The sequence below is a fragment of the Gordonia aichiensis NBRC 108223 genome, assembly GCF_000332975.1.
Taxonomy (GTDB): Bacteria; Actinomycetota; Actinomycetes; order Mycobacteriales; family Mycobacteriaceae; genus Gordonia; species Gordonia aichiensis.
On record NZ_BANR01000003.1, the window covers coordinates 381,329 to 406,816 of the forward strand.

Genomic DNA, 25,488 nt, shown 5'->3' on the forward strand with positions numbered 1-25,488 from the left:
GGCCGTGCTTCGGGCGAGCACGTGCGGCAGATGGGTGCGGATCGAGAAAAATGACAAGCGCGTCGGCACGGGAGAACGATCGAGACGCCGTTACTGCTGTTGCCTTCGGGGACGATTTGGCCCGGACCTGCGGGTTCGCCTACACTTGTGGGGTTGCCTGCGGCGCGTCACGCGTCGCGAATCGGCTCGCGAACCCACCAGGTGGTTGCTCCGGATCGCAAGATCTCGGCAAAACCCCAGGCAGGCGTGTGTCCGGTGGTGACAGACCGTGTGCGTCGGGTCGGAAATCCGGCGTACAGATGCGGTGGCCCACCCAGGTGGATCGCTGCGTCGAGAACATCCAGGTCAAGGAGACTAACGAGTGATTCAGCAGGAATCTCGCCTGCGGGTCGCCGACAACACCGGTGCCAAGGAGATCTTGTGCATCCGCGTGCTGGGCGGCTCGTCTCGGCGCTACGCCGGCATTGGTGACGTCATCGTCGCCACTGTCAAGGACGCCATTCCCGGCGGCAACATCAAGCGGGGAGAGGTTGTCAAGGCGGTCGTCGTGCGCACCACCAAGGAGCGCCGCCGTCCGGACGGAAGCTACATCCGTTTCGACGAGAACGCCGCCGTCATCCTCAAGGGTGAGAGCGACCCCCGCGGTACCCGCATCTTCGGCCCGGTCGGCCGCGAGCTGCGTGAGAAGAAGTTCATGAAGATCGTGTCGCTGGCACCGGAGGTGATCTGACATGAAGGTGCACAAGGGTGACACCGTGATCGTCATCTCGGGCAAGGACAAGGGCGCCAAGGGCAAGGTCATTCAGGCCTTCCCGAAGGAAGAGCGTGTTCTGGTCGAGGGCGTCAACCGCATCAAGAAGCACACCGCTGCGTCGGCCAACGAGCGTGGCGCGGCGTCGGGCGGCATCGTGACCCAGGAGGCTCCGATCCACGTGTCGAACGTGATGGTCGTCGACTCCGAGGGCAATCCCACCCGCGTCGGCTACCGCGTCGACGAGGAGACCGGCAAGAAGGTCCGGATTTCCCGCAAGACCGGGAAGGACATCTGATATGACCACCACTGAAAAGACCGAGAACCAGGCCGCCGCCGGCAGCGGGCCGCGTCTCAAGCAGCGCTACCGCGCCGAGATCAAGGATGCACTGAACACCGAGTTCGACTACGCCAACGTGATGCAGATCCCGGGCGTCGTGAAGGTCGTCGTGAACATGGGTGTCGGCGACGCCGCCCGCGACTCGAAGCTGATCAACGGTGCGGTCACCGACCTCGCCCTGATCACCGGTCAGAAGCCGGAGATCCGTCGCGCACGCAAGTCGATCGCGCAGTTCAAGCTGCGTGAGGGCATGCCGATCGGCGCCCGCGTCACCCTGCGTGGCGACCGTATGTGGGAGTTCCTGGACCGCCTCGTGTCCATCGCTCTTCCCCGTATCCGCGACTTCCGCGGACTCTCGGACCGCCAGTTCGACGGCAACGGTAACTACACCTTCGGCCTGAACGAGCAGTCGATGTTCCACGAGATCAACATCGACAACATCGACCGGCCGCGCGGTATGGACATCACCGTCGTCACCTCGGCCACCACCGACGAGGAAGGCCGCGCGCTGCTGCGCCACCTGGGCTTCCCGTTCAAAGACAACTCCGTGAAGGACAACTGATGGCAAAGAAGGCTCTGGTCAACAAGGCCAACAAGAAGCCCAAGTTCGCCGTGCGGGCCTACACCCGGTGCAACCGCTGCGGTCGTCCGCACTCGGTGTTCCGCAAGTTCGGCCTGTGCCGTGTGTGCCTGCGCGAGATGGCACACGCCGGCGAGCTGCCGGGCGTGCAGAAGTCGAGCTGGTGACCCAGCTCTAACCGCTGAACGAGCTCCGACCGCCGGTCGAGCTCGCCGAGCTCACGACCCCGTCTCCCCTGTGGGAGGCGGGGTCGTCGTCGTTGATCCGTATGACGGAAGGGCCCGTGTTCCGGCTCGTGCGTCATACGGATCGGGAAAGAAGTCAGCAGCGGATCGGGTGCAGTGCCCCGATCCGCTCGATCGACGGGTTCCGGCTCTCTCGGCCGGTGGAGCCAGCGAACTCCGTGGCGGTTGCGGCGGGCGTGGGCGACATCGCCGACGCGCTCGGGGTCAGCCGATCGCCCAGGCGTTGGGGGCGCACACGATCTTCGACGACGGATCGAGGGCGTTCTTGATGATCGACACCGTGCGCGGTGAGTAGCTCATCGAGACGTGGTCGGAGGCATCCTGTTCACAACCGTTCTGCAGCACGACATTTCGGGTGTTCCTGGTTCCACGCGGGAAGAAGGTCGAATCGAAGGGAGTCGTCACCTCGTCGTAGCGGGTGCCGACGATGGTGTACTTCACGTCGCCGATCGCGTATTTGCCGCCTGCGTTGAGGTGCTTGATGAACTCGGAGTCGTAGACCTGTTGGATGCCCGACGATCCGACGAGTAGTGCGACAGGGCCGAGCACGTCGATTCCGAGGTTGTTGATGGTCCTACCGAGCGCGCCGATGCCGATCAGCGTGGTCCCGTTGTTGGTCGCGCCAAGGGTCACCAGGTGATCGACCTTCGACGCTCCGTTGTTGTAGCGGATGAACTGACGCGCAACGACGCCGCCCTGCGAGTGACCCACCATGTTGACCTTCTCGGAACCTGTTGCCGCACGCACCTTGTCGACGAATCCGCCGATCTGGGCGGCCGACTTCGTGATATCGCCGGTGCCGAAGCGGCCGGGCAGGACGGGGCCGAGGCCACCGCCGGCCAGCGGTGTCGCGATTCCGTAGTTCATGGCATAGACGCAGTAGCCGGCCTTCTTGAGTTCGGGGGAGACCATCGCCCAGTTGTCGTAGGAGTTCTCCCAGGTGCCATGAACCAGTACCACGGGCTCTTTGCCTTCTGCGGGCTTGCAGTTCCAGTCGTTGGCGCCCGGTGGAGCGGTGTTCGGAGAGAAGACGCCATAGCCGAATGCGGCCAGAAAGCTCTGTTGAGCGGGCCCGTTGCCGGTGGGGATCGACGACGTGCTCGCGCCCTTGTAGATGTTCGCCGCGACGACGGGCTTCTTCGCGCCGGCGGCGATGTCATCGGCGAGTTGTTGCTGCTGATCGGCGGCAGCCGCCGGGCCGGCCAGTGCGGCTGTGAGGCCGACGCCGAGTGCGGCCGCCGCAGCGCTGACCGCCAATCGGCGGGCCCATCCGCGGCGGATCCCTGGCATCTTCAACGGTGTGCTCGCAGACACGTGCAGTCCCCTTCAGCTGTGAACTCGCCGTGGCTCGAAGTGATGAGTGAGTTACGCCACGGGCTTCGGGAACCGTAACTTACCGCGGGGTAGGGCTACAAGTGTTCACCGGGTGGTTGAGATGGAATCGGCAAAGCGTCCAACACTGCGCCCACGCCCGCTGCGCGGGGCGTCGTCTATCGGTCGCGGTCTTTGACGCCGACCGGTTGCCAGCCGCGTCGCGTCGGTCGGTCGCCCGGTGCGGGCAGGCGGTCGCGGCTGCGGTAGACGATGTATGGCCGGAACAGATAGTGCACGGGCGCGGTGAACATGTGGACGAGGCGTGTGAACGGCACGAGCGCGAACAACGTCAAGCCGATGAGTACGTGGACGTGGAATCGCAGCGGGGCCGCGTTCATCGCGCGAATGTCCGGCTGCAGTATGAAGATCGAACGGAACCACGGTGAGACGGTCTGTCGGTAGTTGACGCCGGGCCCGCGCGGGTCGACCGCTCCGATGACGGTGATGTAGGTGCCCGCGACGAGCGCGCACACCAGCACCAGATACATCAGCTTGTCGTTGCGGGTCGTCGCCATGAACACCGGGCCCGTGGTGCGACGTCGGTAGATGAGCAGGCCGACGCCGAGCAGAGTGGCCGCCGCAGCGAGGACCCCGAAAAAGCCTGCGCCCCAGTGGTACATCGTTTCCGACACGCCCAGCGCATCGGTCCATGACTGGGGGATTACCAGTCCGATGGCGTGCCCGATGATCACCACCAGGATCCCGTAGTGGAACATCGGCGACGCGATGCGTAGCAGGCGCGACTCGTAGAGCTCCGACGAGCGCGTCGTCCAGCCGAACTTGTCGTAGCGGTAGCGCCAGATCGTGCCGCCGATGAGTATGAGCAGTACGAGATAGGGCAGTACGCCCCACAGGAAGATGTCCATCTCCATCACCTCATCTCGGGGTCTGGGGCATCGGGGACTGGGGCATGGGGGACTGGGGCATCGGGGTCTGGGCTGTCGTCGACAGGGGGAGCAGCCGTGGGTCGAACGGCTCGAGGCCGACGCTCTCGACGCCCAGCGCCGGGGTGAGAGCGCGCGCGGCGCGTTCATCGGCGGGTGACTCACCCGGCAGCGTCGAACAGATCGCCGCGAGGACATCGGTGTACGGGGAACGGCGGTCCTGCAGTGCGAAGCGGATCAACTCGAGGGCCGGCCGGTACTTCTCAAGTACCCGCGCTCCCTCTGAGGGGTCGACGCGTGCTGCGAACTCCAGCACGATCGGCAGGTGGTCGGGCAACTCGCCGTGCAGATCGACGACGTGGCCGCTGTCGCGGTAGAGCGTCTTGAACTCGCCGAGCGCACCGCCGCGCCGTCGGGTGTCGCCATCGGTCCAATACGACAGGTAGAGAGTCTGCTTCCGGGAGAGATCGAAGGTCTCGACGTAGTCGTCGATCAGTTCACCCAGTGTCGACGATCCGAGATGCTCGAGGAAGCGCAGGAGTCCTTGAATCGACGGGTGATCGTTTTGTTCGTCGAGTGCACTGCGTACCAGTGGGATTCGGCCGAGGAGCGTCTCGTCGGGATACTCGAGACACCACGATGCCGTCAACCATGCGACTCGATGATCTGCCGACGTCGAGCGGCGCGGCCACTTCACGACGACGCCTGCGGGTCGGGCGACGTGGGTGCTGCCGCCGGATGGCTTGTCTGCGTGCGTTGCGTCTGCGTGGAGTCCGGTGTCGCCCGCTCCGGGAACAACCCGACAGGTGATCCGTTGCCGTCCCAGTTGAGTAGATTCGTCCGGTTGGCCAGGCGGTGCGAGTTGGCTGCGGTATCGCTGGTCTGGCGTTGTTTGAGCGCGTGGAAGGTCTCGACCGAGACCGGCGTGGGTGTTCCGCTCGCTTCGCCGAAGGCGCCGGACTCGTACATGCCCGGGCCGTCCTCGTAGTCGAGGGAGCACGCCATCTCGTCGAGTTGCGCGGCCTGTTCGACATGGGCCGTCGGAATCACGTACCGCTCCTCGTATTTCGCGAGCGCCATGAGCCGATACATCTCGTAGACCTGCTCCTCTGTCATTCCGACGGAGGCGGGGACGTCGGCGTTCGGTTCCCGGCCGAGCGTGACGTCGCGCATGTAGGAACGCATCGCTGCGAGTTTGCGGAGCACCGATTCGATGACCGCTGTGTCGCCCGCACTGAACAACTCGGCGAGATACTCCACCGGAATGCGCAAGGCGTCGATCGCGCCGAAGAGTGTGCCGGCGTCTTCCGCATCGTGGCCCTGCCCGCTGAGCAGGTCGACGATGGGCGACAGTGGCGGGACGTACCAGACCATCGGCATCGTCCGATACTCCGGGTGCAGGGGAAGTGCCACCCGGAACTCCTTGGCCAGCGCGTAGATCGGAGAACGGCGTGCAGCGTCGAGCCAGTCCTCGGGGATGCCCTCCGCCCGCGCTCCGGCGATCACCTCGGGGTCGTTCGGGTCGAGCAGGAGATCGAGTTGGGCTTCGTAGAGATCGGTCTCGTCCGGTGTGGAGGCTGCCGCGGTGACCGCGTCGACGTCGTAGAGGAACAGTCCGAGGTAGCGCAGCCGTCCGACGCATGTCTCCGAGCACACGGTCGGTTGACCGACCTCGATCCGCGGATAGCAGAGTGTGCACTTCTCGGCCTTGCCGGTGCGATGGTTGAAGTAGATCTTCTTGTACGGGCACCCGGTGACGCATTGACGCCAGCCGCGGCAGCGGTCCTGGTCGACGAGGACGATACCGTCCTCGCTGCGCTTGTAGATCGCCCCGGACGGGCACGACGCCATGCAGGAGGGGTTGAGGCAGTGTTCGCAGATCCGGGGCAGATAGAACATGAACGTCTGCTCGAAGCTGAACTTGACGGCGTCTTCTGATTCACGACGCAGCTTCTCGACGATCGGATCGAGCGCGCCCAATTCCGGTGCACCGCCGAGGTCGTCGTCCCAGTTCGCCGACCAGGTGACCTTCGTGTCGTCTCCGGTGAGCAGTGATTTCGGACGTGCGACGGGGAAGTCGTCGCCGAGCGGGGCGTCGATGAGCATCTGGTAGTCGTAGGTCCAGGGCTCGTAGTAGTCGTAGATGGTCGGTTGAACCGGACTCGCGAAGAGCGTCAACAATTTCTGCATCCGGCCGCCCGTGCGCAGCCGCAGCTTTCCTTTGTTGTTCAGATGCCAGCCGCCGCGCCACTTCTCCTGATCCTCGTAGCGTCGCGGATAGCCTTGTCCCGGCCGCGTTTCGACGTTGTTGAACCAGACGTACTCGGTGCCGGCCCGGTTGGTCCACGCCTGTTTGCACGTGACCGAACAGGTGTGGCAGCCGATGCACTTGTCGAGGTTCATCACCATGCCGACCTGTGCCATGACCCGCATCAGTACGTCACCTCCTGGCTGCGCTTGCGTATCGTCGACACCATGTCACGCTGATTTCCCGCTGGGCCGAAATAGTTGAATGCGTAAGACAATTGGGCGTAGCCGCCGATCAGATGAGTGGGTTTGACCAGAAGGCGGGTGGCGGAGTTGTGCATTCCGCCGCGACGGCCCGTCGCCTCCGATTTCGGGACGTCGATCGTGCGCTCCTGTGCGTGGTGGACGTAGACGACACCGGCGGGCATCCGATGGCTGACGATCGCCCTGCACACCACGACGCCGTTGGCGTTGACGCATTCGATCCAGTCGTTGTCGTGGACGTCGATGGCCGCGGCATCCGACGGACTCAGCCACGCTGTGGGACCGCCCCGTGACAGCGAGAGCATCAGGAGGTTGTCCTGGTACTCGGAGTGGATCGACCATTTCGAGTGTGGCGTCAGGTATCTCACGGTGATCTGCTGAGACCCGTCGGGCCCGAGCCTGGGCTCACCGAACAATCGGTGCATGTCCAAGGGCGGGCGGTACACGGGTAGCGACTCACCGAGGTCGATCATCCAGTCGTGGTCGAGATAGAAGTGCATACGCCCGGTCAATGTGTGAAACGGCTTGAGTCGCTCGATGTTCACCGTGAACGGGGCGTAGCGTCTGCCGCCCGTCTCAGATCCCGACCATTCCGACGAGGTGAACACCGGGACCGGTGCCTGCTGGGTGTCGGCGAAGCTGATCTGCTTGTCGGCGTTGCCCTCGGCCAGGTCGACGAGCGTCGTGCCGACGCGCTTCTGCAGCTTCTCGAAGCCGTTGACGGCCAGAGCCCCGTTGGTGGTACCGGAGAACATCAGGATCGCATCGGCCATCTTGGCATCCGTGTCGATTGCGGGCCTGCCGTCGCCGGCACCCCCGAGCATGACCCCGTTGCGATCCGCGAGGCGCCGTGACTGCTCTGCGATGTCGAAGGTGACGCCCTTGTTGGCGAAGCCGAGTGTGTCGGCCAGTGGCCCGACGGAGGCAAGTTTCTCGGCGATCGCGGTGTAGTCGCGTTCGACCACCGTGAACGACGGCATGTTGACACCCGGCCGACCGGGCGACGTCGACGTCGCCCAGTCGTCGACGGTGCCCTTGGGTTGTGCGGTTTCTCCCGGGGTGTCGTGCTGCATCGGAGTGGCGACGAGATCGTGGCGCACACCGAGGTGGGTCTTCGCCTGCTCGGACAGTTCGGCTGCGAGCAGGTGGAAGAGATCGAAATCGGTCTTGGCCTCCCACGGCGGGTCGATGGCGGGAGAGAACGCATGGACGAAGGGATGCATGTCGGTCGACGACAGGTCGTTCTTCTCGTACCACGTAGCTGCGGGTAGGACGATGTCGGAGAGAAGGGTCGTCGACGTCATCCGGAAATCTGCCGACAGGAGGAGATCGAGTTTGCCCTCCGGTGCATTCTCGTGCCACCGAACATCGTTGGGGCGTGGGGTATTCGGTGATTCGGTTCCCATCACGTTGTTGTGGGTGCCGAGGAGGTGTCGCAGGAAGTACTCATTGCCCTTCGCCGACGACCCCATCAGGTTCGATCGCCACAGGACCAGCGTGCGTGGCCAGTTCTCCGGTGCGTCGACATCGCTGATCGACGGTGTCAGGGAACCGTCGGAAAGGTGCTGCGCCACATAGTTCGACGCGGATTCCGCGTCGCCACGCTCGACCGCGTCGCGGGCGTCGTCGGCGACGTCGAGTGGATTGCGGTCGAACTGCGGATAGAACGGCATCCACCCGAGTCGGGCCGACTGGGCGATGGCGTCCGCGGTGTGTTGGTGGTCGATTGTCCCGCGCGAGAGTGGAGATGCCAGTGACGCAGCAGAATAGCCGTCATTGCGCCACTGGTCGGTGTGCATGTACCAGTACGACGTCCCGGTCATCGTGCGCGGTGGGCGGCTCCAATCGAGGCCGTTGGCCAGTGACATCCAGCCGGTGATGGGGCGGCACTTCTCCTGCCCGACGTAGTGGGCCCAGCCGCCGCCGTTGCGGCCCATGCAGCCGGTCAGGATCAGTAGTGACAGGATCGCACGGTAGGTCGCGTCGCCGTGGAACCACTGGCAGATCCCGGCGCCCATGATGATCATCGACCGGCCACCCGAATCGACGGAATTGGTGGCGAATTCCCGTGCGATCCGGATCGCGGCCTCGGCGGGCACGCTGGTGATCTCAGCCTGCCAGGCAGGTGTGTAGGGCGTTGTCGCATCGTCGTATCCCGACGGCCACTCGCCGGGCATGCCGTCGCGGCGCACGCCGTATTGGGCGAGCATCAGGTCGTAGACGGTGGTGACGAGGTGGCCGTCGACGACAGCGGTCGGTACCCCGCGACGCAGTACCGAGCCAGTCCCGTCCGGGCTGTCGAATGCGGGTAGAGCGATCTCGGCTAGCCCCGCTTCGGGGCGCCCGTAGAGGCTGAGTGCGGGTGCGATTCCGTCGAGTTCGAGATTCCATCTGCCTTCGCCCGCACTCGAGCGACGGAAGCCCAGTGAGCCGTTCGGGACCGTTGGGCGCCCGGTGTGTTCGTCGAGAACGACGGTCTTCCAGACAGCATCGGGATCGGGTTCGACGTCGCTCGCGGTCGGTTCGACCGGGGTCAGTTCGTCTGCGGTGAGGAACTTGCCGGGAACGAGGCCGTGTTCGTGCTCGTCGAGATGGATCAGGAATGGCAGGTCTGTGTAGGAGCGCACGTACTTCTCGAAGAACGGGGTGGACCGGGCGACGAAGAACTCCGACAGAATCACGTGGCCCATCGCCATGGCCAGCGCGGCGTCGGTACCGGCCTGCGCGGGCAGCCATTCGTCGGCGAACTTGGTGTTGTCGGCGTAGTCGGGGCTGACCGCCACCACTTTCGTCCCGCGATATCGAACTTCCGCCATCCAGTGGGCGTCTGGGGTGCGGGTGACCGGGACGTTCGAACCCCACATCATCAGATACGACGCATCCCACCAGTCGCCCGACTCCGGGACGTCGGTCTGATCGCCGAACACCTGCGGACTGGCGACGGGCAGGTCGGCGTACCAGTCGTAGAACGAGGTCATCACCCCGCCGATCAACTGGATGAAGCGGGTGCCGACGCAGTGCGAGACCATCGACATCGCGGGAATCGGCGAAAAGCCCGAACACCGGTCCGGCCCGTAGGTCTTGATGGTGTGCACGTGCGCGGCGGCGGCCATTTCGATGGCCTCCTCCCAGCTCACCCGGACCAATCCGCCCTTGCCGCGTGCCTGTTGATAGGACTTGCGGCGCAACGGATCTCCGACGATGTCGGCCCAGGCCAGCACCGGGTCGCCGGTCTTGGCCTTCGCCTCGCGGAACATCTCGACGAGCACCCCGCGGGCGTACGGGTATCGCACCCGGGTGGGTGAGTAGGTGTACCACGAGAAGGCGGCGCCCCTGGGGCAACCGCGCGGTTCGTACTCCGGTCGGTCTGGGCCGACAGTAGGGTAGTCGGTTTCCTGGGTTTCCCAGGTGATGATGCCGTCCTTGACGTACACCTTCCATGAGCACGACCCGGTGCAGTTGACCCCGTGGGTCGAGCGCACGATCTTGTCGTGGTTCCACCGATCGCGGTAGAAGATGTCTCCGGCACGGCCGCCCTCGCGGAAAACGACTCTCCCGTCGGAGGTTTCGTCCCAGCGGGTGAAGAATTTGCCGATGTTCAGCAGGGCCGTGGCCGCCTCGCCCTGAACTGCAGTGGATCGGGCCATGGATTCACCATACGGTCAAAGTGGAGAAGGTGTGGGGTTTCATGGTGCGGATTCATTGAGCATTAACGAAGTTTGGGTGACCTAATTTCCTGATGCCGACTCGTGTTTCGACCACCAGTGTATTTCGATTGCGTATAGACCCGCGTCAATACGCGTAATGACGATGCGCGGTGTGGAACAGTCGGTGACTGTGAGCGATTCGGGTGCTCGACATCGAGTACGAGTGCCACGTGCGAGGCTCGGTCAGTTCACCTTCGTCATGGCAACCGGGATCATCTCGACTGCGATGCACAATGCTGAGACTCTCGGCACGGGTGGGTATGCCACTGTGGCCCAAGTGATTTCAGTAGTTCTCTTCGCTCTGGCGGTGGTCGGATACATTGCTCTGACAGTGTTCACCGTCGTGGGCTGGTTCACGGGCGCGGGCATCTCCACCGAGTTGATGGCCGAGGTGCGCGCCGACGGCTTCACGGTGCTGGCGTTCACCGCCGGGAGCGGAGTACTCGCCGCCCGCTCGCTCGCGAGTGGATTCGACTGGGCTGCGCTCACCTTTGCCTACATCGCCCTTGGCTCTTGGGTCATTCTGGGTTACGTGGCGGTGATCGCGGCATTCTTCAGCGCCACACATTCGCGAGTGCAATCCCCTTCTGCGACGACTCCTTCTGCGACGACTCCTTCTGCGACGACTCCGCTGCCGTGGACCCACGTCAACGGGACCTGGTTTCTGATGGTGGTCGGAACTCAGGCGGTCGCGGTTGCCTTCGGTGCGCTGGCCGCGGCCACACACGTCAACTGGTACGCCGAGGTCGCTGCGTTGTGGTGGGGGATGGGCGTGCTGATCCTGATCGTGATGGCGGTACTGGTTGTCGCCCGGTTGATCATCGTCGGACTCTCACATGACGACGAGGTGGCGCCGTACTGGGTGCTCATGGGCGCCGGCGCGATCTCCGTGCTGGCGGGGGCCGAGGTGATGGGGACGGGCTCGGCGCAACGACTCGTCACGCACGACGTGGTCGGGACGTTGTGTCTGATGGCCTGGATCTTCGGCACGTGGTTGATACCCCTGTTGATCGTGCTGATGATCTGGCATGCCCGTCGGCCGGGCACCAATTCGGGCTTCCGTACCGCCCTGTGGTCGCTGGTGTTCCCGATCGGCATGTACGGAGTGGCCAGTCGGCAATTGGGCGTCGCGTGGCACGTGTCGTGGCTGAAGGATCTCGGCACCTGGGAGGCGTGGGTTGCGCTCGCAGTCTGGGTTGTCGTCTTCGCCGGGATGGCGCGGTGGTGGTGGCGATGGGTGCGGGCGAGACGGTCAGGGATCAGTGCGCCAGCACGGTGAGAAGCACTGCGGAGTCGTCGTTCGCCCTCAGGTTGTGTCGGGCGTCGGGAATGGTAACGAGGTCACCCGCCGTCCCGTGCCAGTCGTCGGTGCCCGCGGTCAGGGTGACGTCGCCACGGAGGACCTGCAGGGTTGCCTCACCGGGACTGTCGTGTTCGCCGAGTTCGGTGGCGGCTGCAAGGGCGATCACTGTCTGACGCAGGTGACGCGACGAATTGCCGTGCAGGGTGTGACCGGCTCTGCGACTGTGAGCGGTGCGCGCTGTGGCGATGAGTTCGTCGACGAGGGCTGGGAGTCGGGTGGAGTCCATGTCTCACGATGGCACGTCGTGCGCGACGGCCGCGCGGCATTCGCGGGTTCGTGCCGTCTCGAGTCGACCTGCCGCACCCCGTGACGTTGACCGAAGAAATCCGCGCCCCCGCCGCGGTGCGGCTTCCGTCACCCCGCAGCCCGCTCGACGGTGAGCAGGCTCTCGGCGCTGTGCTCGGCGTGGTAGGCGGCCTCGCCGCCCCTCACTCCGAACAACCGCTTGCTCCAGATCAACCACACGACCGCGGCGACGTTCACGGCGAGCAACAGCGCCTTGAACACGGTCGCCTTCTCGACGAGTTCGTAGACCTCGAGGGGGATGAAGATGCTCGTGACGATCACTGCGAAGTACTCACCCCAGCGTTTGGCGAACCAGAGCCCGTACGCCTCGACGAACTGACTGAGCCCATAGGCCAGCAGTGCGCAGCCGACCAGCACGATGGTCGCCGTGGACAGCGTCGTGGCCTTCTCTATCCACTGCACGACCTTCGAATCGTCGATGTTCCACCCGATCTGGTCGGCGATCGGTTTGAGCAGGGGCATCTCGGCGTCGAACTTCTCGTGCAGCGTTTGTTGGCTGTTGCGCAACTCGATCACGAACGCCCCTGCGATCACCAGGAAGATGCCGCGGATCAGGCGCTCGACCGCGAGCAACCGCATGATGATCAGATCGCGCAGCAGTCTGCCGCGCGGAACCTCGGGTGCTTCGCCCGCAGGGCCGCTGCCGCGTGGGGAGCCCACGGCGTAATCGCCGCAGCGCAGACACCGCCATGCCTCGCCGACGGCAGTATCGGAGCGCAAGTGCTCGGCGAGATCGGCCTCGTCGGGGCGATAGGTCTCGTGACCGCGTAGGCCGCAGGAGAACAGTTCCCAGTTCACCGGAGCAGAGTAGCCCTCGGCGGAAGACGGGTCACGACGCAGCGGCGATCTCACCTGCTTGACCGACCCCGCCTACCGTGCGCGGTGATGCGCAGTTGCCATGGCCATCGAGTCGCCACGGCCATCGAGTTGCGGCCGTCACCGAGTCAGTGCGGCCATCGATTTGGGTCTGGCCAGCAGATTCTCTACACTAGAACGGTTGCCTGTGCGCCTTGGTGTGCCCGCAGTCGCAAGAATGCGTGCACACGCGGGGTTCACGGCCACAACTGAATAGTCGCCGGTGCCGGCGAAAAACCAAGGGCATCGGCGGCGAGAACCTTAACAACTATCCACTTCGTGGAAGGCCCACCGCAGGTCACGGGAGAAATCCCGCGAAAGGCGCTGTATGGGAACCGCTACGAGAAAGGTTGACGGTCAACCATGACCATGACTGACCCGATCGCAGACTTCTTGACACGTCTGCGTAACGCCAACTCGGCGTTCCACGACGAGGTGACCCTCCCGTCGTCGAAGCTCAAGGTGAACATCGCCGAGATCTTGAAGCGCGAGGGCTACATCACCGATTACCGCACCGAAGATGCGGAGGTCGGCAAGAACCTCGTCGTCTCCCTGAAGTACGGCCCGAGCCGCGAGCGCTCCATCGCAGGACTGCGCCGCGTGTCGAAGCCGGGCCTTCGGGTGTATGCCAAGTCCACCAACCTGCCCAAGGTCCTGGGCGGCCTCGGCGTGGCCATCATCTCCACGTCGTCCGGTCTGCTCACCGATCGCCAGGCAGCCAACCAGGGCGTGGGCGGCGAAGTCCTCGCCTACGTCTGGTAAGGGGAGGTAAGCACAATGTCGCGTATCGGTAAGAACCCGATCGAGATCCCCGCGGGCGTCACCGTCTCCATCGACGGCCAGACCGTGTCCGTGAAGGGCCCCAAGGGCGAACTGAGCCACGTTGTCACCAGCCCCATCGAGGTGGCGCAGGAAGACAACACCATCGTGGTGACCCGCCCCAACGACGAGCGTCGTAACCGTGCACTGCACGGCCTGAATCGCTCGCTGGTCGCCAACCTGGTCACCGGTGTCACGCAGGGCTACACCACGAAGATGGAGATCTTCGGTGTCGGCTACCGCGTCGCCGCGAAGGGTCGCGACCTCGAGTTCGCGCTCGGTTACAGCCACCCCGTGCCGATCGAGGCTCCCGAGGGCATCACCTTTGCCGTCGAGTCGCCCACCAAGTTCTCGGTGTCGGGTATCGACAAGCAGCAAGTCGGCCAGATCTCGGCGAACATCCGCCGCCTGCGTCGTCCGGACCCTTACAAGGGCAAGGGCATTCGCTACGAGGGTGAGCAGATCCGTCGCAAGGTCGGAAAGACGGGTAAGTAAGCCATGAGTGATACAGCAACCAAGACTGTCCGCAAGCCCCTCGGCAAGGATGTGTCGACCCGTCGTCGCACCGCGACCGGCAATCGCCACTTCCGCCTCCGCAAGAAGGTCAACGGCACGCCCGAGCGTCCGCGTCTGGCCGTCAAGCGCAGCAGCCGTCACATCCACGTGCAGCTGATCGACGACCTGGCGGGCAAGACCCTCGCAGCGGCGTCGACCATCGAAGCCGATGTGCGTGCTTCCGGCGGCGACAAGTCGGCGCAGGCTCGTCGCGTCGGCGAGTTGATCGCCGCTCGCGCCAAGGCCGCCGGTGTCGAGGCCGTCGTGTTCGACCGTGGCGGCAAGGACTACCACGGCCGCATCGCCGCGCTTGCCGACGCCGCCCGCGAGGGAGGCCTGCAGTTCTGATGACCAGCAACAACAGCTTGACCAACATGACCGGAGGGAACCTCTGATGCCCGGACGTCAGCGTGACGGCGGAAACGGACCCGCCGGAAACGACAACAACAACAACCAGGGCGGCAACGACCGCCGCGGTGGCCGCGATCGTCGTAACGACCGCGGGCGCGATCGCGACCAGGAGCGCAACCAGCTCGAGCGCGTCGTCACCATCAACCGTGTCTCCAAGGTGGTCAAGGGCGGACGTCGGTTCTCCTTCACCGCTCTCGTGGTCGTCGGCGACGGCCAGGGCATGGTCGGTGTCGGCTACGGCAAGGCCAAGGAAGTTCCTGCCGCGATCCAGAAGGGCGTTGAAGAGGCTCGCAAGAACTTCTTCCGCGTTCCGCTGATCGCAGGCACCGTGACCCACCCGGTTCAGGGTGAGGCCGCAGCCGGCGTCGTGATGCTGCGCCCGGCAAGCCCCGGTACCGGTGTGATCGCCGGTGGCGCGGTGCGCGCCGTGCTCGAGTGCGCAGGCGTCCACGACGTGCTCGCGAAGAGCCTCGGCTCCGACAATGCGATCAACGTGGTCCACGCGACCGTCGCCGCACTGAAGATGCTGCAGCGTCCTGAAGAGGTCGCCGCACGTCGCGGTCTGCCGATCGAAGACGTGGCGCCGGCCGGCATGCTCCGGGCGCGCGCGGGACAGGGAGTCTGATAGCCATGGCCGAACTGAAGATCACCCAGGTCAAGGGCACCATCGGTACCAAGAAGAACCAGCGTGACAGCCTGCGGACCCTTGGACTCAAGGGAATCCGCCAGACCGTCACCCGCGAGGACACCCCGATCAACCGCGGTTTGATCAACGTGGTTGCACACCTCGTGACAGTCGAAGAGGTTTAAGAGCAATGACCATCAAACTCCATCACCTTCGCCCCGCTCCGGGCGCGAAGACCGAGAAGACCCGCGTGGGTCGCGGTGAGGGGTCCAAGGGTAAGACCGCCGGTCGCGGCACCAAGGGCACCAAGGCGCGCAAGAACGTGCCTGCCGCCTTCGAGGGCGGCCAGATGCCGATCCACATGCGGCTCCCGAAGCTCAAGGGCTTCACCAACCCCAACCGGGTCGAGTACCAGGTCGTCAATGTGGGCGACATCGCCAAGCTGTTCCCGCAGGGCGGCACCATCGGCGTCGACGAGCTCGTCGCTGCCGGTGCGGTCCGCAAGAACCAGCTGGTCAAGGTCCTCGGCGACGGTGAGCTGAGCGTCGCGGTCAACGTCACCGCGAACAAGTTCACGGCATCGGCCAAGGACAAGATCGCCGCTGCCGGCGGCAGCACCACCGAACTGTAGAGAAGTTCGTTCTGACCACAGCGGACGGCAGCACGTTTCTGCCGTCCGCTGTGGTGCCAGCCGGGACGGTTCGCCGGGCTCATCGGTCTGCGTGCATCTATCTGCACGAGCCGGTGGCAGGGCGGACGGGCCCGACAAGTCGGTGTGGTGCGGTCCCGCAGAAGCGCCGGTCGTGGCAGCCGGTAGAGTTTCTGACGTTGCCGCGCAACCGGAACTATCGAAGCCGCAACCACCGATCAACGTCGATTGCCGAGCACGTGGGGGTGGGGTCCGTCCGGACTCCCGAACAACCCGAGCGTGGTCGTTCCTAGGAGGAGTTAGTGCTTTCCCCCCTCGTCGCGGCCTTTCGGACGCCCGATCTGAGGAAGAAGATCCTCTTCGTCATCGGCATCATCGTGCTGTATCGCCTGGGCGCGACGGTTCCGTCGCCGGGCGTCGACTACAAGACCGTGCACGCCTGCATCGATCGGATCAACAGCGGTGGCGGCAACCAGGTCTACTCGCTGATCAACCTGTTCTCCGGTGGAGCGCTACTGCAGCTCTCGGTGTTCGCGATCGGCATCATGCCCTACATCACCGCAAGCATCATCGTGCAGCTGCTGACGGTGGTCATCCCGCGGTTCGAACAGCTCCGCAAGGAAGGCCAGTCCGGCCAGGCCAAGATGACGCAATACACGCGCTACCTCACGGTTGCGCTCGCACTGCTCCAGTCGACGGGCATCGTCGCGCTCGCCGACCGCGGCACCCTGCTTCCGCAGGAGTGCGGCAACGTCCTCACCGACCAGTCGATCTTCGGACTCTCGATCATCGTTCTCGTCATGACCGCCGGTGCCTGCCTCGTGATGTGGTTCGGTGAACTGATCACCGAACGCGGCATCGGCAACGGCATGTCCCTCCTGATCTTCTCTGGTATCGCAGCGCGCATCCCGGCCGAGGGGCGGGCGATCCTCACCAGCCGTGGCGGCCTGGTCTTCGGGCTGGTCTGTCTCGCTGCGTTGATCATCATCGCGGGGGTGGTCTTCATCGAGCAGGGCCAGCGGCGAATACCGGTCCAGTACGCCAAGCGCATGGTCGGCAGGAAGATGTACGGCGGATCGTCGACCTATCTGCCGCTGAAGGTCAACCAGGCAGGCGTCATCCCGGTGATCTTCGCATCGTCGCTGTTGTATCTGCCCCAGCTGATCGTGCAGCTCACCAAGAGCTCCGACGGCACAGAATCGGGCTGGCAGTCGTGGGTCTCGCGGTATCTCGCCGACCCGAGTAGCTGGGTGTACATCCTCGTCTACTTCGCGATGATCATCTTCTTCACGTACTTCTACGTCGCCGTCACCTTCAATCCCGAAGAGCGTGCCGACGACATGAAGAAGTACGGCGGGTTCATCCCGGGTATCCGTCCCGGCCAGCCGACGGCTGATTACCTCGGCTACGTACTGAGCCGCATCACACTCCCGGGCTCGATCTATCTGGGTATCATCGCTGTACTGCCCAACCTCTTCCTCGAGATCGGTAACAGCGGGGGAGTTCAGAACCTGCCATTTGGGGGCACGGCCGTGTTGATCATGGTCGGCGTGGGTCTGGACACGGTCAAGCAGGTCAATAGTCAATTGATGCAACGTAAGTACGAAGGATTCTTGAAGTGAGACTTGTCTTTCTCGGCCCCCCCGGCGCTGGTAAGGGAACCCAGGCGGAACTGTTGTCGGAAACGCTCGGCATCCCACACATCTCGACCGGTGACCTGTTCCGTGCCAACATCTCCCAGGGCACTGCCATCGGCATCGAGGCCAAGAAGTACCTCGACGCAGGTGATTTGGTGCCGCCGGAGATCACCGTCGACATGGTTCGCGCCCGTCTGAACGAGCCCGACGCATCGAAGGGGTTCATCCTCGACGGATTCCCGCGCTCGATCGAGCAGGCGGAAGCGCTCAATTCGATCCTCGCCGACCTCGACACCCGCCTCGACGCCGTGGTCTCCTTCGTGGTCGACCCGGACGTCGTCGTCGAGCGCATGCTCGCCCGCGGTCGTGCCGACGACACCGAGGACGTGATCCGGAACCGGATGGCTGTCTACGAGAAGGAAACGGCTCCGCTGCTGGAGTACTACGGCGATCAGGTCAAGACCGTCGACGCCGTCGGAGAGGTCGATGAAGTCCACCAGCGTGTGCTGACCGCGCTGGGTGTCAAGGTCTCCTGAGCGCTGATCGGCGATGAGGCTCCGTAAGACAAAGCGAGTTCCGTTCCGTAGCCCCGGTGAGCTCGATGCCATGGCAGCGGCAGGAGCCATCGTGGGGCAGGCGCTTGTCGCGGTCCGTGAGGCCGCGAAGGCCGGGGTGAGCACTCTCGAACTCGACACGGTGGCCGAGTCGGTGATCCGTGACGCGGGTGCTGTCCCGTCGTTCAAGGGCTATCACGGCTTCCCTGGCTCGATCTGTAGCTCGGTCAACGACGTTGTGGTGCACGGCATCCCGTCGGATGACGTTGTCCTCGCCGAGGGTGATCTCGTGTCGATTGATTGTGGCGCGATCCTCGACGGCTGGCACGGCGACTCCGCATGGACGTTCGGTGTCGGTGAACTCTCGCAGGCCGATCAAGAACTGTCCGATGCCACGCGGTTGTCGATGGAGGCGGGCATTGCCGCCATGGTCGACGGCGCGCGCCTCACCGATATCTCACACGCCATTGAAGTCGGAACCCGCCACGCGGAGAAGACTTTCGGCCATAGCTTCGGCATCGTCGACGGGTATGGCGGACACGGAATCGGGCGCGAAATGCATCTCGATCCCTTTCTGCCCAACGAGGGCGAAGCCGGCCACGGCCCGCTGCTGGTCATCGGTTCGACGCTGGCCATCGAGCCCATGCTGACACTGGGCACCACAGACACCACGGAACTCGACGACGGTTGGACCGTCGTCACGGACGACGGCTCGCGGGCGGCGCACTGGGAGCACACGGTCGCCGTCACCGCGGACGGCCCGCGGATCCTGACCCAGCGTCCTGTGTGATCGTCTGGTTGCCCTGTCGTCCCATTTTCTCTCGGTCTCTGGGGAGTTCTCCCGAAGTTGCGGTTGCCCAGCCGCGCGGTTTCCGCAGCTGTGGGCAACCGCAAGTGAGTTCGGATCGGGGCGTGTTCATGCGCCATTCACCTGACGGTGTCGACGTGACACCTACCGGTCGTCGTTGATCAACCATCTCGTTCGCCGCCGGTAAGATCCGGGCTGAATACTGCCCGGGTGTCGTCAGCCAACGAGCGGGTGCTTCCGTCGTCGCGCGCCCGGTCGTGGCGCACCTATGTGCTGTTCGTTGCCCTCCTGGCGCCGAACTTGGTGCTCCTCGGCGTCTTCACCTATCGACCGCTCATCGAGAACATCCGAATGTCGTTCTACGACTGGAACATCTCGTCGCCGGGCGCAGACTTCGTCGGAGTTGCCAACTACCGCGAATGGTTCTCCCGTTCAGACACCTGGACCATCGTCGCCAACACGGTGATCTTCACCGTCGTGGCGGTGGCGGGAAGCATGGTGCTCGGGTTGGCCTTGGCGCTGCTGCTCGACCGCACGCTGCGTGGTCGAAATCTGGTGCGCTCCATCGTCTTCGCGCCGTTCGTGTTGTCGGGTGCAGCAGTGGGTATCGCTTTTCAGTTCGTGTTCGACCCGAACTTCGGTCTGATCAATGACCTGATGCACCGACTGCACCTCGGGTCGGCACCGGATTTCTACCAGCAACCGCACTGGGCGCTGTTCATGATCACGGTGACGTACGTGTGGAAGAACCTCGGCTACGCGTTCGTGATCTATCTTGCTGCGCTACAGGGGAAGCGGGTCGATCTCGACGAGGCTGCCGCGATCGACGGTGCGAGTCGGCTCACCCACTTTCGCCGTGTCCTGCTGCCCCAACTGCGACCGACGACGTTCTTTCTCTCGATCACCGTGCTGCTGAACTCCCTGCAGGTCTTCGACATCATCAACGTGATGACTCGCGGCGGCCCGCTCGGCAATGGGACCACGACGATGGTCTACCAGGTGTACGAGGAGACTTTCCGGAACTTCCGTGCCGGGTACGGCGCAACGGTGGCGACGATCATGTTCGTCGTGTTGCTCGTCGTCACCGTCGTTCAGGTTCGGCTGATGGATCGGACGCAGTCATGAGCGAGCTGGCGGTGGGTACACCCGAGCAGGTGAGCGCGTCGTCGAATCCCAGGGGGACCGACGACGATCGCGCGCTGGCCTCGAATCGACGCAGGCGACGCGTGGGGATGGTGGCAGGCTATCTCGCGATGGTTGTCGTGGTGGTGCTGGTTGCGCTGCCCCTCGTGTGGATCGTCCTGGCGTCCTTCAAGGATCGCTCCGAGATCTACGTGCAGCCCGCGGTGTGGTGGCCGTCGGTCTGGCATCCGGAGAACTACCGCGAGGCGACGACGTCGGTGCCCTTCTGGGACTTTCTCCGCAACTCGCTGATCGTGACCTCGATCCTCGGCGTCGTGAAGTTCACACTCGGAGTTCTGAGTGCCTACGGCCTTGTGTTCCTTCGCTTTCCGTTCAAGAACGTCGTGTTTGTCGTGATCATCGCCGCTCTCATGGTCCCCAATCAGATCACCTCCATCACCAACTATGCGTTCATTGCACAGATCGGATTGCGGAACACCTTCACCGGCATCATTCTGCCGCTCGCTGGTGTGGCATTCGGAACGTTCTTGATGCGCAACCACTTTCTGTCCATACCGCCCGAGATCATCGAAGCCGCACGCATGGACGGGGCGGGTCACGTCAGGTTGTTGACGCGCGTGGTGCTGCCGATGTCGATTCCGACGATGGTGGCGTTCGCTCTCATCACCCTGGTCAACGAGTGGAACGAATACCTCTGGCCGTTCCTGATGGCCGACGACTATTCGGTGGCGACGCTACCCGTCGGGCTGACGCAACTGCAGAACAACGACGGCCTGACCAACTGGGGTCCCGTCATGGCCGCGACGGTGCTCGCGATGCTGCCGATGCTGATCGTGTTTCTGGCTCTGCAGCGACACATGATCAAGGGCCTGACATCCGGGGCGGTGAAGGGGTGACCGCCCCTGTCGGCAACGGCATCGACAACATCCGCCAGTGAAATGAGAACGACCAACAGTGGGGAACAGGAGTGAAGGTATGACCGAGTTGTCTCGCCGCGGCTTTCTCGCGGCAGGAGTCACATTGGCTGCAGGTCTCGCCGTATCGGCGTGCGCCGGATCGGGCGGTTCCGACGGGTCAGACGGGGGCGATGCGAACAGTCTGACCTTCTGGTCCAACCATCCGGGCAAGTCGGCAGACGTTGAGCGCGAGTTGATCTCGCGCTTCGAGAAGGCCAACCCGGATATCAAGGTCCAGTTGGTCGACGCCGGAAAGAACTACGAGGAGGCCGCGCAGAAGTTCAACGCGGCGCTGTCGGGCGGCTCGTTGCCCGACATCATGATCTTGTCCGACGTCTGGTGGTTCAACTTCGCACTGATCGGAGCGATCGCGCCGCTGGACGACCTGTTCGGCAAGGCAGGCGTGAACACCTCCGACTACGTGGATTCGCTTGTGGGCGACTACAAGTGGAACAACAAGACGTGGGCGCTTCCGTATGCGAGGTCGACGCCGCTGTTCTACTACAACGCCGACGTCTGGAAGCAGGCCGGCCTGCCTGCGCGCGGGCCGGAGAGTTGGCAGGAGTTCGACGACTGGGGCCCGCGCATCCAGAGCGTGATCGGTGGTGGCAAGCAGGCGCACGGCTGGGGGAACGCTGTCGATTACCTCGGCTGGACGTTCCAGGGGCCCACCTGGACATTCGGTGGCGCCTACTCCGACGAGTGGGATCTGAAGTTCACCGATCCCGCGACAGTCGAGGCCGCCGACTATCTGAGCCGGTCCATCAACACGAAGCGCTACGCGAAGATCTCCAACGACATCGCAGGCGATTTCAGCGCCGGGATCATCGCGTCGACCATCGCGTCGACCGGCGACCTGTCGGGAATCACGAAGAACGCGAAGTTCGGTTTCGGCACGGCGTTCCTGCCTGCGCCGAATGGCACGGTCGGCTGCCCGACGGGCGGCGCAGGGCTGGCGATTCCCGCGCGGATCTCCGAGGCCCGCAAGGTCAATGCACTGAAGTTCATCAACTTCATCACCGACACCGCCAACACCGCGTACTTCTCCCAGAACGTCGGCTACATGCCGGTGCGTAAGTCGGCGCTGAGTGATCCGTCGATGTCGGCCTTCCTCGACAAGAACCCGAACTTCACCACCGCGATCAACCAGTTGTCGCACACCAAACCGCAGAACTACGCGCGCGTGTTCGTGCCCGGCGGCGACAAGATCATCGGTACCGGTTACGAGAAGATCGGTCTGCAGAACGCAGACGTCAACTCCACGATGGCCGACATGGACAAGCAGATCCAGCAGATCTATGACACACAGATCAAGCCGAAGCTGCCGAAATGATGAGTGACACAAAAGGATCGGCACGGAGCGGAGCGTTGCGGTGGCAGCAGTGACCTTCGACGGCGCCACACGTCGGTTCAGTGCCGACGCGTCGCCCGCGGTCGATCACCTCGATCTCGACATCGCCGACGGCGAGTTCATGGTGCTCGTTGGGCCGTCGGGGTGCGGCAAGTCGACGACGCTGCGCATGCTGGCGGGACTCGAATCGGTGGAGTCGGGGTCGATCAGCATCGACGGGCGCGACGTTGTCGGCCTCGAGCCGAAATCCCGTGACGTGGCGATGGTTTTCCAGAACTACGCCCTCTACCCGAACATGACGGTTGCTCAAAACATGGGCTTCGCGCTTCGCAATGCGGGGATGAGCAAGTCCGACACCGCGCTGCGGGTCGCCGAGGTCGCGGCGATGCTCGAACTCGACGAGCTTCTCGACCGCAAGCCGTCAAAACTGTCCGGCGGTCAACGCCAACGGGTGGCGATGGGGCGTGCGATAGTGCGCAGGCCCAAGGTGTTCTGCATGGATGAGCCGTTGTCGAACCTCGATGCCAAGCTGCGGGTGAGTACTCGTGCCCAGATCGGTGCACTGCAACGCGATCTCGGTACGACGACGCTCTACGTCACGCACGATCAGGTCGAGGCGATGACAATGGGCGACCGGGTTGCCGTGATGCGCAGCGGCATCCTCCAACAGGTGGGGAGTCCGCGAGAGATCTATGCGCACCCGGCGAACATCTTCGTGGCCGGATTCATGGGATCGCCGCAGATGTGCCTGATCGACGTCGATATCGACGCCGGCCGTGCACATCTCGGCGACGCCGAGATCGCTGTTCCGCGATCGGCCCCGCCCCGGGTCGTCGTCGGGTTGCGTGCCGAGTCGTGGCAGATCACCGGCCCCGGAACGCTCGGAGCGCTGACAGCCCGGATCGAACTCGTCGAAGAGCTCGGCTCCGAGCAGTTCGTGTACTGCTGCGCCGACGTCGCGGTCCGCGACGGCCGGATAGTCGTACGGGCAGATCACCGCAATGAGTTCAGGGTCGGGGACTCCATCGGCCTGATCCCGGATCCAGACGAGTTGCACTGGTTCGACGCCGACTCGGGGAATCGTCTCTGAGCCGCGGTCGGCGACGAGGTCGGGATACCCCGGCGGCGAGCGCGCCGAGACCGAGTGGCAACAGGGACCACAGTGCCGCGATCACGTAGCCGTGGTGTTCCGGCAGGAGGGCGTCCGCTGGGGTGGAGGTAGCCAGAATCAACCCGGCGAGAGCGCTTCCGATCGCGAACCCGACGCTGCGGACGATCTGATTGATCGTCAGCACGCTGGCGGTCTCGGTCTCGGGGACACCTGCGAGGACGAGCGCGGGCATGGCCGCGGAGATCCCTCCGACTCCGTAGCCGAGCAGCGCCATGGCGATCAGCACAAGGGCCAGAGAGTGGTTGCCGCTGGCGAAGACCAGTGCGGCGAGCATCGCTATCAGGCTCGAGATGAGGTATGCCCACCGAACCGTGAGGTGCGTGATGAGGGTGGGAGAAGCCTTGCCTGCGACGAAACCGAGTACGGAGAACGGGATGAGTGCCGCGCCCGCGGCGACTCCGGGGAGCGCGAATCCGTATGCGGCGTCGTCGGGCGTCTGTAGGTAGCGGGTGAGCACGCTGAACAACAGATAGAGGCCGATGCCGGCCACCGCCATGGCCGCGTTGGCGCGAAACACCGTTGGTCGGCTCAGCAGCCGGACGTCGACCAATGGAGTTGCACTACGCAGTTCGACACACACCCAGCAGCCGAATGCGGCGATGGTCACGATCGGCACGGTCAGAGAGGTCCACAGGGAGTGCCAGACTGCGGGTTCGGCGACGATGAGCAGCAGTCCGAGTGTCGCCACCGCGAGGAGCAGCCCTCCGGGCCAGTCGATGCGGGGGCGGGGGCCGGGTGGCTCGGCGGGAAGCATGACCCACGCGACGAGCAGGGCTGCGAGCGACAATGCGAGTCCGCAGCCGTAGGCTGCGCGCAGTCCGGCGACCTGGTCGAGAAGGCCCACCAGCGGGTAGCCGACTCCGATGCCGACGGTCGAGGCCACCGACAGCGCGGCGATCGTCGACGCCGCACGACGTTCGGCGAGGTGGCTACGCGCCACGCTCATCAGCAGCGGAACACCGCCGAGGCCGACTCCTTGAAGGACGCGGCCGATGAGCAGGACCGGAAACGACGATGCGATCGTCGTGAGGACGCCGCCCACCACGACGATCACCATGCAGGTGAGGATCACTCGTCGACGCCACGGCCCACCGCCGAGGCGACCGAGCACCGGGCCCGCTACGGCACCCGCGAAGAGTGTGACGGTGAGCGTCCACTGCGCGGCGTCGAGTGATACGTGAAGTCCGCTCGCGACCGGGGTGATCAGCGGTGCGCCCAGGCTGCCGACGACGGCGACGACCAAGCCGACCCCCACCAGTGCCGCGCTCAGTGCGGTGGCACGTCGTCCGGTCAGGCGTGAACCGGTTGCAACGGCTCTCATCGGTTGGTCTCTGTGGTGATGTGTTCGAACAGACCGGGGTTGATCAGCGTCTGTACGCCGTCGGCCCAGGGCTCGTCGAGCGCAGCGACGTCGAGCGCGGCACCCGCGTTGAGCAGCATGCCGAAGGCGAGAAATGATTTGATCGTGACCGGGTCGAGTCCCGTGGCGTCGGCGACCGAGTCCCACATGCGGGCGAACCGCGCACGGACCGCATCGCGTACCTCGATGTCGCCGGAGGCGGCGAAACCCTGCAGTTGGAGCAGGAGATTCGTTGTGTCGGTGAGAAGTTCGTAGTACTGACGTCCCATTCGGGCGAGCGCGTCGAGCCCGGTCTCCCCGGCCGCGGCGTCGAGCATCGCATCGGTGACGCGATCGAACGACGTCTCGACCAGTTCGAGGAACAGAGCCTTCTTGGTCCCGAACATCCGGAAGATGTAGGGCGCAGTGATGCCCGCGTTGCGCGCGATGATGTCGGTAGAGGCGCCGTGCAAGCCGTGTGCGGCGAACTCTTCCGCGGCGACCGAGAGTACTTGCGCGCGTCGGTCGGCCGCTGTCATACGTGAGGCCATACC

Annotated in this window: 27 protein-coding genes; 18 read left to right on the forward strand and 9 right to left on the reverse strand. The window is 64.3% G+C overall.

The features are described 5' to 3' along the window. Positions 1-361 precede the first annotated feature (361 nt). From rplN to GOACH_RS03110, 4 genes are read left to right on the forward strand one after another with little or no spacing between them, the layout of a single operon-like run. Entirely contained in the window at positions 362-730 is a 369-nt protein-coding gene (rplN, locus tag GOACH_RS03095) for a 50S ribosomal protein L14 (protein ID WP_005170372.1), read from the forward strand. A 1-nt stretch (position 731) separates the two neighbouring features. Continuing rightward, positions 732-1,049, forward strand: coding sequence for a 50S ribosomal protein L24 (gene rplX, locus GOACH_RS03100; protein ID WP_005170381.1), 318 nt, complete (start codon positions 732-734; stop codon positions 1,047-1,049). A 1-nt stretch (position 1,050) separates the two neighbouring features. After that, a complete protein-coding gene (rplE, locus tag GOACH_RS03105; protein ID WP_005170382.1) occupies positions 1,051-1,653 on the forward strand; it encodes a 50S ribosomal protein L5 in 603 nt (200 codons plus the stop codon). Then, the gene (locus tag GOACH_RS03110; protein ID WP_005170384.1) at positions 1,653-1,838 is read left to right on the forward strand and encodes a type Z 30S ribosomal protein S14; all 186 of its coding nucleotides are present in this window, start codon (positions 1,653-1,655) and stop codon (positions 1,836-1,838) included. The genes rplE and GOACH_RS03110 overlap by 1 nt, the downstream gene beginning before the upstream one ends. Before the next feature lie 282 nt (positions 1,839-2,120). Here the strand turns inward: GOACH_RS03110 and GOACH_RS03115 are convergent, their stop codons facing one another. The 5 genes from GOACH_RS03115 to GOACH_RS03135 form a co-directional block, all read right to left on the reverse strand. After that, complete coding sequence (locus GOACH_RS03115) at positions 2,121-3,206, reverse strand: esterase/lipase family protein (RefSeq protein ID WP_040517671.1); 1,086 nt, start codon at positions 3,204-3,206, stop codon at positions 2,121-2,123. A gap of 200 nt (positions 3,207-3,406) precedes the next feature. Continuing rightward, on the reverse strand, positions 3,407-4,156 hold the full coding sequence (gene narI, locus GOACH_RS03120; RefSeq protein WP_040517672.1) for a respiratory nitrate reductase subunit gamma: 750 nt from the start codon (positions 4,154-4,156) through the stop codon (positions 3,407-3,409). A 10-nt stretch (positions 4,157-4,166) separates the two neighbouring features. Then, entirely contained in the window at positions 4,167-4,871 is a 705-nt protein-coding gene (gene narJ, locus GOACH_RS03125; protein ID WP_040517523.1) for a nitrate reductase molybdenum cofactor assembly chaperone, read from the reverse strand. Then, positions 4,868-6,607: a nitrate reductase subunit beta gene (narH, locus tag GOACH_RS03130; RefSeq protein ID WP_005170395.1), complete on the reverse strand. Its 1,740-nt coding sequence runs from the start codon at positions 6,605-6,607 to the stop codon at positions 4,868-4,870. The genes narJ and narH overlap by 4 nt, the downstream gene beginning before the upstream one ends. Then, positions 6,607-10,332 carry a nitrate reductase subunit alpha gene (locus GOACH_RS03135; protein ID WP_005170398.1) on the reverse strand — a complete coding sequence of 1,242 codons (3,726 nt, stop codon included), beginning with the start codon at positions 10,330-10,332 and terminating at the stop codon, positions 6,607-6,609. The genes narH and GOACH_RS03135 overlap by 1 nt, the downstream gene beginning before the upstream one ends. A 223-nt stretch (positions 10,333-10,555) precedes the next feature. Between GOACH_RS03135 and GOACH_RS03140 the strand changes: the two genes are divergently transcribed. Then, positions 10,556-11,671 (forward strand): tellurite resistance/C4-dicarboxylate transporter family protein, encoded by a 1,116-nt coding sequence (locus tag GOACH_RS03140; protein ID WP_005170401.1) that lies wholly within the window; start codon positions 10,556-10,558, stop codon positions 11,669-11,671. On the opposite strand, the gene GOACH_RS03145 is transcribed toward GOACH_RS03140, so the two are convergent. Next, positions 11,652-11,981 (reverse strand): cupin domain-containing protein, encoded by a 330-nt coding sequence (locus GOACH_RS03145; protein WP_005170404.1) that lies wholly within the window; start codon positions 11,979-11,981, stop codon positions 11,652-11,654. The two genes, GOACH_RS03140 and GOACH_RS03145, sit on opposite strands and share 20 nt — an antisense overlap. A gap of 128 nt (positions 11,982-12,109) precedes the next feature. Beyond that, positions 12,110-12,859 (reverse strand): DUF2127 domain-containing protein, encoded by a 750-nt coding sequence (locus tag GOACH_RS03150; RefSeq protein WP_040517526.1) that lies wholly within the window; start codon positions 12,857-12,859, stop codon positions 12,110-12,112. Positions 12,860-13,279: 420 nt separating this feature from the next. Between GOACH_RS03150 and rpsH the strand changes: the two genes are divergently transcribed. The 13 genes from rpsH to GOACH_RS03215 all read left to right on the forward strand — a co-directional run bounded on the left by rpsH (position 13,280) and on the right by GOACH_RS03215 (position 23,514). Beyond that, a complete protein-coding gene (rpsH, locus tag GOACH_RS03155; protein WP_005170410.1) occupies positions 13,280-13,678 on the forward strand; it encodes a 30S ribosomal protein S8 in 399 nt (132 codons plus the stop codon). A gap of 15 nt (positions 13,679-13,693) precedes the next feature. Then, positions 13,694-14,230, forward strand: coding sequence for a 50S ribosomal protein L6 (gene rplF / locus GOACH_RS03160; RefSeq protein WP_005170413.1), 537 nt, complete (start codon positions 13,694-13,696; stop codon positions 14,228-14,230). Positions 14,231-14,233: 3 nt separating this feature from the next. Beyond that, positions 14,234-14,638 carry a 50S ribosomal protein L18 gene (gene rplR / locus GOACH_RS03165; protein WP_005170415.1) on the forward strand — a complete coding sequence of 135 codons (405 nt, stop codon included), beginning with the start codon at positions 14,234-14,236 and terminating at the stop codon, positions 14,636-14,638. A 46-nt stretch (positions 14,639-14,684) separates the two neighbouring features. Continuing rightward, positions 14,685-15,326 carry a 30S ribosomal protein S5 gene (gene rpsE / locus GOACH_RS03170; RefSeq protein ID WP_005170418.1) on the forward strand — a complete coding sequence of 214 codons (642 nt, stop codon included), beginning with the start codon at positions 14,685-14,687 and terminating at the stop codon, positions 15,324-15,326. A 5-nt stretch (positions 15,327-15,331) separates the two neighbouring features. Continuing rightward, positions 15,332-15,511, forward strand: a complete 180-nt coding sequence (gene rpmD / locus GOACH_RS03175; protein ID WP_005170421.1) for a 50S ribosomal protein L30 — start codon at positions 15,332-15,334, stop codon at positions 15,509-15,511. A 5-nt stretch (positions 15,512-15,516) separates the two neighbouring features. Beyond that, positions 15,517-15,957, forward strand: a complete 441-nt coding sequence (gene rplO, locus GOACH_RS03180) for a 50S ribosomal protein L15 (RefSeq protein ID WP_005170425.1) — start codon at positions 15,517-15,519, stop codon at positions 15,955-15,957. Between the two features lie 320 nt (positions 15,958-16,277). After that, positions 16,278-17,597 (forward strand): preprotein translocase subunit SecY, encoded by a 1,320-nt coding sequence (secY, locus tag GOACH_RS03185; RefSeq protein ID WP_005170428.1) that lies wholly within the window; start codon positions 16,278-16,280, stop codon positions 17,595-17,597. Beyond that, the gene (locus GOACH_RS03190) at positions 17,594-18,148 is read left to right on the forward strand and encodes an adenylate kinase (protein ID WP_005170433.1); all 555 of its coding nucleotides are present in this window, start codon (positions 17,594-17,596) and stop codon (positions 18,146-18,148) included. The genes secY and GOACH_RS03190 overlap by 4 nt, the downstream gene beginning before the upstream one ends. Before the next feature lie 13 nt (positions 18,149-18,161). Then, entirely contained in the window at positions 18,162-18,956 is a 795-nt protein-coding gene (gene map / locus GOACH_RS03195; RefSeq protein ID WP_005170438.1) for a type I methionyl aminopeptidase, read from the forward strand. 228 nt (positions 18,957-19,184) lie between these two features. After that, positions 19,185-20,099: a carbohydrate ABC transporter permease gene (locus tag GOACH_RS03200; protein WP_005170442.1), complete on the forward strand. Its 915-nt coding sequence runs from the start codon at positions 19,185-19,187 to the stop codon at positions 20,097-20,099. 107 nt (positions 20,100-20,206) lie between these two features. Further along, a complete protein-coding gene (locus tag GOACH_RS03205) occupies positions 20,207-21,013 on the forward strand; it encodes a carbohydrate ABC transporter permease (RefSeq protein ID WP_157227523.1) in 807 nt (268 codons plus the stop codon). A gap of 79 nt (positions 21,014-21,092) precedes the next feature. Continuing rightward, complete coding sequence (locus tag GOACH_RS03210) at positions 21,093-22,406, forward strand: ABC transporter substrate-binding protein (protein WP_005170447.1); 1,314 nt, start codon at positions 21,093-21,095, stop codon at positions 22,404-22,406. 40 nt (positions 22,407-22,446) lie between these two features. Then, on the forward strand, positions 22,447-23,514 hold the full coding sequence (locus GOACH_RS03215; protein WP_005170449.1) for an ABC transporter ATP-binding protein: 1,068 nt from the start codon (positions 22,447-22,449) through the stop codon (positions 23,512-23,514). Here GOACH_RS03215 and GOACH_RS03220 read toward each other — a convergent pair. Both GOACH_RS03220 and GOACH_RS03225 read right to left on the reverse strand, forming a co-directional pair. Then, complete coding sequence (locus GOACH_RS03220) at positions 23,432-24,916, reverse strand: MFS transporter (protein WP_005170451.1); 1,485 nt, start codon at positions 24,914-24,916, stop codon at positions 23,432-23,434. The genes GOACH_RS03215 and GOACH_RS03220 overlap by 83 nt on opposite strands. Next, on the reverse strand, positions 24,913-25,485 hold the full coding sequence (locus tag GOACH_RS03225; RefSeq protein WP_217999509.1) for a TetR/AcrR family transcriptional regulator: 573 nt from the start codon (positions 25,483-25,485) through the stop codon (positions 24,913-24,915). The genes GOACH_RS03220 and GOACH_RS03225 overlap by 4 nt, the downstream gene beginning before the upstream one ends. Positions 25,486-25,488: the final 3 nt, after the last annotated feature.